This is a genomic window from Prevotella melaninogenica (assembly GCF_018128065.1).
In the GTDB taxonomy this organism is placed as follows: domain Bacteria; phylum Bacteroidota; class Bacteroidia; order Bacteroidales; family Bacteroidaceae; genus Prevotella.
Genome location: NZ_CP072360.1, coordinates 1,853,705 through 1,860,477 on the forward strand (window position 1 = coordinate 1,853,705; position 6,773 = coordinate 1,860,477).

The following is a 6,773-nucleotide window of genomic DNA, read 5'->3' on the forward strand; positions in this document are numbered from 1 at the left end:
GACGAAACAAATAAGCAGGAGGACTTTAATTGTATATCTTATTGCCCCTCACGAGCCTTCATTTTCTTATCAAAAGATGCTCAACACCATTGGTGCTTACCTACCGCACCATATGTGTTAGGCATCAGCACATCAGTAAAAGATGGTAAAAGGAGAGCAGTTGACAACTATGCGCTATCGCATCATCCAAACACCTTGCTTCTTTAGCATTGAAACAACTACTTGCTCTGTCGTTTTATCGCCATAATGAAACAGCAGAAAAGCACTGGCAGTACTATCCTTTGCAGAGAAAACAGACGATACATAAGAGACTGAGTCTATCCCATTATGTTCTTTCTTCTGCTGTTCAACGAACTGCTGGAGATTTATTAGGAGTTGTTTCCGATAACTATCAGGTAATTTCTCCGAACGATTCTCACCTTCTAAAAAGGCTTCATACTGACCTTTCAATAGTTGTTCGTAATAGAGTTTGGCAGTACGACCAGCCAACTCTCCCTGGTCTACCTCCTTTTTCTTACTGCAAGCCATCAATAGAAATGGCAGAACGAAAAAAAGGGAAACATTATTGCTTCATAAACAACACCTCCTGCTACTACTTCTGACGAATAAATACATTGATTGGACAACCGTGCAGGTTCCAGTTTTCACGTATCTTGTTCTCCAAGAAGCGGCGATACTGCTCCTTAACATACTGTGGCAGGTTCGCATAGAACACAAAAGAAGGAATCTGTGTGTTTGGAAGCTGTGAGCAATACTTAATCTTGATGTACTTACCCTTCACTGACTGTGGTGGTGTTGCCTCAATGATAGGGAGCATTACTTCATTCAACTTCGTTGTACCAATATGTATTGTGCGGTTCTGATAAACCTCTTTCGCTGTTTCCAAAACCTTAAAGATACGCTGCTTGGTCAGTGCAGAAGCAAAGATGATTGGAAAGTCAACAAACGGAGCCATACGCTTACGGATAGCATTCTCAAAGGTATCGATAACCTTCTGATTCTTATCTTCAACCAAATCCCACTTATTCACAACGACAACAAGACTCTTATTATTACGCTGTATGAGCTGGAAGATATTCATATCCTGCGCCTCAATACCACGTGTTGCATCCAACATCAGAATACAAACATCAGAGTTCTCAATGCTTCGGATAGATCGCATTACGCTATAAAACTCCAAATCTTCACTCACCTTGTTCTTACGACGGATACCTGCGGTATCAACAAGATAGAAATCAAAACCAAACTTCGTATAGCGGGTATAGATACTATCGCGTGTCGTACCGGCAATCTCGGTCACAATATTACGGTCCTCACCAATGAAAGCATTGATAATACTTGACTTACCAGCGTTAGGACGACCTACAACAGCAAAGCGAGGGATATCCATATCGACTGTTTCTTCTGGCACATCTTTCAAATTCTCAAGCAGAATATCAAGCAAATCACCTGTTCCACCACCAGTAGCAGCACTGATACAGATTGGCTCACCCAAACCAAGTTTATAGAACTCAGCTGCCTGATAATACTCACCGCTGTTGTCAACCTTATTTGCAACAAGGAGTACAGGAAGTTTTGTGCGACGAAGAATCAATGCTACATCCTCATCCCAGTCGGTAATACCCGTCTCGGTATCAACGACAAAGAGAACGAGGTCAGCCTCTTCAGTTGCCACAAGCACCTGCTTGCGGATTGCATCTTCAAAATATCGTCTGATTTAACAACCCATCCACCAGTGTCAACAATAGAGAATTCACGTCCATTCCACTGACACTTACCATACTGACGGTCGCGTGTTGTACCAGCAGTATCGCTCACAATCGCATGACGTGTCTGAGTTAATCGATTGAAAAGTGTGGACTTACCAACGTTTGGACGTCCCACAATAGCTACTAAATTTGCCATTAATATTGGTCTTTTCCCTCCTCATAATTCAGTTCTAAGACTGTTAAACAATTATGAAAAGGCGCCGGATGTGGTCAGGCATCCGATGAATATTTGCCGAGGATGACCATTCCCCAGCCCTCGCATTGTGCGAGAGTGTGCCCTACTAAGCAGTCAGGGCGAATTGTTTTTATTATCAAGGGTGCTATTAGCTTTGTATTAGCCCAATGAGCCTTATTAGCCTTATTAGCCCAATAAGGCTAATAAAATCTCTCCCCAGCCTATTCCGTTAGGCTCTCCCCTCCTTCGGAGGGGCTGGGGGAGGTTCCCCTTACTCCGGACTATACCCGAAATGTTTCAGTTCCTTCTGCGAATTGCGCCAATCCTTATCCACCTTCACGAAAGTTTCAAGGAATATCTTCTTATCAAAGAACCGTTCAAGACTCTTGCGTGCTTCGGTAGACACCTTCTTGAGTGCCATACCCTGATGCCCGATAATGATTCCCTTCTGACTACTACGTTCAACGTAAATAACAGCATTGATATGAATCTGACGTTCATCTTCCTTAAAACGCTCAACGACAACCTCCACAGAATAAGGAATTTCCTTATCATAATAACGCAGAATCTTCTCACGAATAATCTCTGAAACGAAGAACTTTGCTGGCTTATCTGTCAGCTGGTCCTTATCAAAGAAAGCTGGACTTTCTGGCAATAGTTCGTGAATACGCTTCAAAAGAATATCTGTACCAAACTTATTCTTAGCCGAAATAGGGAGTATCTCTGCATTAGGTAACAGTTCATGCCATTTCGTCACAAGGGTGCCAAGCTTCTTTTGGTCGCTCTCATCAATCTTGTTAATAAGCAGAATGACAGGGATTGACATCTTAGAGACTTTTTCCAAGAAGTCCATATTCTTCTCTGGGTCTTCGACAACATCTGTCACATAAAGCAAAATATCGGCATCTGCCAAAGCAGACTCAGAGAACTGGAGCATCATCTCCTGCATCTTATAGTTTGGTTTCAGCACACCTGGTGTGTCTGAAAATACTATCTGGGTGTCCTCTGTGTTGACAATTCCCATAATACGATGGCGCGTTGTCTGTGCCTTAAACGTGGCAATACTGAGCTTCTCGCCAACAAGTTGATTCATTAGCGTACTCTTTCCGACATTCGGATTACCAACGATATTTACAAATCCTGCTTTATGCATATTATCTAACCACCTCTTTTTCTCCCAAAGGAAGAAACGTTTGAAAAGTTCTGTTTTATTCCTTTTAACAAAAAACGCACCTATCTTATAAGAAAAGAAAGATGCGTTTTTATGTATGATAACTTAGTTCTTTATTTCTTAACTGCAACAGAGTCACCGTCATAAGCCCACTTGAAATAAGCAGCACCATTAACGAAACCAGCACCAAAGCCAGTGAAAATGATTTTATCACCCTTCTTCAGTTTTGACTCAAAGTCCCAAAGTACAAGTGGCATACAAGCAGCACTGGTATTACCATAACGCTGAATGTTAACCAACACCTTCTCCATTGGGACACCTATACGCTTTGCAACAGCCTCGATGATACGAAGGTTTGCCTGATGACAAACTACATAATCAACATCATCTTGTGTTAAGCCATTGCGTTCCAACAGTTTTTCACAATCATCGCCCATTGCTGTGACAGCATAACGAAAGACCGTGCGACCCTCTTGGTAAGTGTAATGCAAACGATGATCGACTGTAAAACTTGAAGAAGGACATACAGAACCACCTGCTTTAATATGGAGGAATGGAAGTCCCTTACCGTCTGTGCGATGATAAGAATCAATCATACCAACGCCTTCCTCGGTTGTACCCTCTAACATCACAGCACCTGCACCATCACCGAAAAGTGGACAAGTTGCACGATCACGATAATCGGTAATTGCTGACATCTTATCAGCACCGATAACAATGATACGCTTGTGACGACCACTTTGGATCATATTGCAGGCAACATCGAGTGCATACATGAATCCACAACATGCAGCAGCTAAGTCAAATGCGAAAGCATTCTTCAATCCCAGCTTTCCTAATACGATAGAAGCTGTTGAAGGATGCGGATAGTCAGGGGTCGTTGTAGCAACAACAACAGCATCAATACTGTCTGGATCAGCACCTGTCTTTGTCATCAGGAGCTTTGCTGCCTTGCGGGCCATATAGGATGTACCGAGTCCCTCTTCTGTGAGAATTCGGCGCTCCTTGATACCTGTACGAGTAGTAATCCACTCGTCATTGGTATCAACCATGCGAGACAATTCCTCGTTATTGAGGACATAGTCAGGCACGTAACCTGCGACACCTGTTATAATCGCATTGATATTACTCATGCTTATTCAGCTGTTTCCTTTACGACAGCAACCTTACCACGATAGTAACCACAAGTTGGGCAAACTGTGTGATAAACATAGTAAGCACCACAGTTAGGGCATAATGCCAATGTTGGAGCTACTGCCTTATCGTGAGTTCTTCTCTTGAGTGTACGAGTCTTTGACTGTCTTCTTTTTGGATGTGCCATAATTCTTTAAACGTTTAATATTTTATTTTTTCAATTTTAATAGAGCTTCCCAGCGCGGATCCATTGCCTGCTCGTCTTCCTCACCGCTTCGGGCGGCAGAATACTCCTCAAGAGCTCGTACCATAGCAGGGTTGCATTTTCCAGGTGCATGCACATGCTTGATAGGGATTGCGAGAGCTATGAATTCGTAGAGGTACCATGTAACATCGAGTATTCCTTCGTCCTCGGCCACCGTCACAAGGTCGTCCTCTTCTGAGTTTTCTGTTCCAAAATTAACTTCGAGACGCTGTGTGGTCTCTATTGACTGCTCCATTGGATCAAGACATATGTCGCACGGAACCATTACCGTACCAGTCTCATGGAAGTCAAGGGTAAAGAAATCATTTCTTGTGCGCAAAATATCAAGGGATACATGCACACTACCTTGACTTACTTCAGGAGCGTCAACTGCCTTAAAGTAAGTATCATCCAGGTCGAACTCAAGGTGATTTGTACCTTCTTCCAGACCCTTCAAGTCTATTTTAAGGGTTTCTAAGTCCATAATTGGGTTGCAAAGTTACGAATATTTTTCTGATTATAAGCAAATTATAAGTAAAAAAGTGAGAACATAAAGCCTAAGACATTATATGCTCTATTTCTCCAACCTTATATCAAATAAAGTTTTGCTTAGTAGTATCATAAGAAAGCTAATTCGTTTTCAAAATGTTTAGAGAGCAATGACAAGATTTCTACCTTATCTTATTTATCAGACTACAAGCAACAAACTCTACAATTTCTAACAATATAGTCTGAATTCTTTTCACGTAAATAAATATTTTTTTCATGAAAAGAAATATTTACTTTCATGAAAAAAAATATTTACTCTCACGAAAAGAAAATCACAAAAAGAGCTTTTACTCTTTCCGAAGTTCAATACGAAAGGTTGTTCCTTTCCCTACTTCTGAGCTTTTTACATATATCTTACCATGATGATATTCCTCTACAATACGCTTAGCAAGGCTTAATCCTAAGCCCCAACCACGATCTTTAGTGGTGAAACCTGGTCGAAACACATTTCTTATATCTTTTTTCTTAATTCCTTTGCCTGTATCACTCACCTCAACAATGGCACGCTTATCAGTCTCTTCCAAACGCAGGGTAATGCTTCCTAACTTACCCCCCATTGCATCAACTGCATTCTTACAAAGGTTTTCAATCACCCATTCAAAGAGTGAGGCATTCAAATTGATAATTATATCATCCGCAGGAAGTTCAGTCTTCATCTCAATCTTCTTAGACGTACGACGATCCATATAATCAACTACGTGACGTAGAACATCATTAAGACTGGACGGGACTGTCTCTGAAACTGAACCTATTTTTGAAAAACGATCAGCAATAAGCTGTAGGCGTTTAACATCTTTATCCATCTCTGGTAGAAGTTCATCTTCTGGATAAGTTTCCTTCAAAATCGTTGTCCATGCCATTAGAGAAGATATAGGAGTTCCTAACTGGTGCGCAGTCTCCTTGCTTAATCCTACCCATACTTTATTTTGTTCTGCTCGCTTCGACGTTAATAACGCAAAAATAGCAACAATTACAAATAACATCACAACACCTAACTGTACATAAGGGTAAATTGCAATGCGCTTTAACATCAAAGAATCATCATAGCATACATCAATATAGTCATTATGATTCTTACTCAAAGCAATACGAATAACCTGTCCAGAAGCTTTCATCTGCTGTCCTTGAGAAGTAACATAAAGGAGACTATCTTTTGCATTGCGTGCTTTGATCTCAATATTACGAAATTCTGTTACGACACCTTCATTATCTAAAACAACTACTGGAATAGTGTGGTTTTCATCTAAGACTTTCAACACAAGACTTAAATCCGTATTCTCATCCGCAGCACTAAGTGATTTCATAGCTTCCGCCCACACCTGCATCTTACTCCTCTCCTGCTCCGCCAAATCACGAGTCAGAAAACGAGACACAAGCAATGAAGCGACAGCTATAAGAATTGCTGCAACTACTAAAAATAGCTTTACCTGTCGGATTCTATCAGTCCAATGCATATAAAGAATTAACGAAAAGAAATGAATAATATTATAAAGTGTGATCCATATTAGCTATATCAGATCCATCAACCTTATTAGATTAAAGCATTAGCACTATTAGACCCATTAGCCTCATTAGCCCAATACAATATCTTCCCCCTTTCAACACATCATCAACACCTAACATTCATCCAATTAGTCTCATTAGCCCAATACAATATCTTCCCCCTTTCAACACATCATCAACACCTAACATTCAACACCCAACAACAAACAACAAAAAAAAAGAGTCCTA

General features: G+C 40.9%; 6 protein-coding genes and 1 pseudogene. All 7 read right to left on the reverse strand.

All coding sequences use genetic code 11. The annotated features are described in order from the left end of the window. Window positions 1-174: 174 nt before the first annotated feature. A complete protein-coding gene (locus J5A56_RS13255) occupies window positions 175-528 on the reverse strand; it encodes a hypothetical protein (protein WP_211815566.1) in 354 nt (117 codons plus the stop codon). A 64-nt stretch (window positions 529-592) separates the two neighbouring features. After that, window positions 593-1,905: pseudogene (gene der / locus J5A56_RS13260) on the reverse strand (ribosome biogenesis GTPase Der). Between the two features lie 310 nt (window positions 1,906-2,215). Continuing rightward, the gene (era, locus tag J5A56_RS13265; protein ID WP_021670489.1) at window positions 2,216-3,097 is read right to left on the reverse strand and encodes a GTPase Era; all 882 of its coding nucleotides are present in this window, start codon (window positions 3,095-3,097) and stop codon (window positions 2,216-2,218) included. Window positions 3,098-3,228: 131 nt separating this feature from the next. Then, a complete protein-coding gene (locus J5A56_RS13270; protein ID WP_021670488.1) occupies window positions 3,229-4,248 on the reverse strand; it encodes a beta-ketoacyl-ACP synthase III in 1,020 nt (339 codons plus the stop codon). A 2-nt stretch (window positions 4,249-4,250) separates the two neighbouring features. After that, complete coding sequence (gene rpmF, locus J5A56_RS13275; protein WP_009012646.1) at window positions 4,251-4,436, reverse strand: 50S ribosomal protein L32; 186 nt, start codon at window positions 4,434-4,436, stop codon at window positions 4,251-4,253. A 22-nt stretch (window positions 4,437-4,458) separates the two neighbouring features. After that, window positions 4,459-4,977 carry a YceD family protein gene (locus J5A56_RS13280; protein ID WP_021670487.1) on the reverse strand — a complete coding sequence of 173 codons (519 nt, stop codon included), beginning with the start codon at window positions 4,975-4,977 and terminating at the stop codon, window positions 4,459-4,461. A gap of 352 nt (window positions 4,978-5,329) precedes the next feature. Beyond that, the gene (locus J5A56_RS13285; protein ID WP_021670486.1) at window positions 5,330-6,496 is read right to left on the reverse strand and encodes a sensor histidine kinase; all 1,167 of its coding nucleotides are present in this window, start codon (window positions 6,494-6,496) and stop codon (window positions 5,330-5,332) included. Window positions 6,497-6,773: the final 277 nt, after the last annotated feature.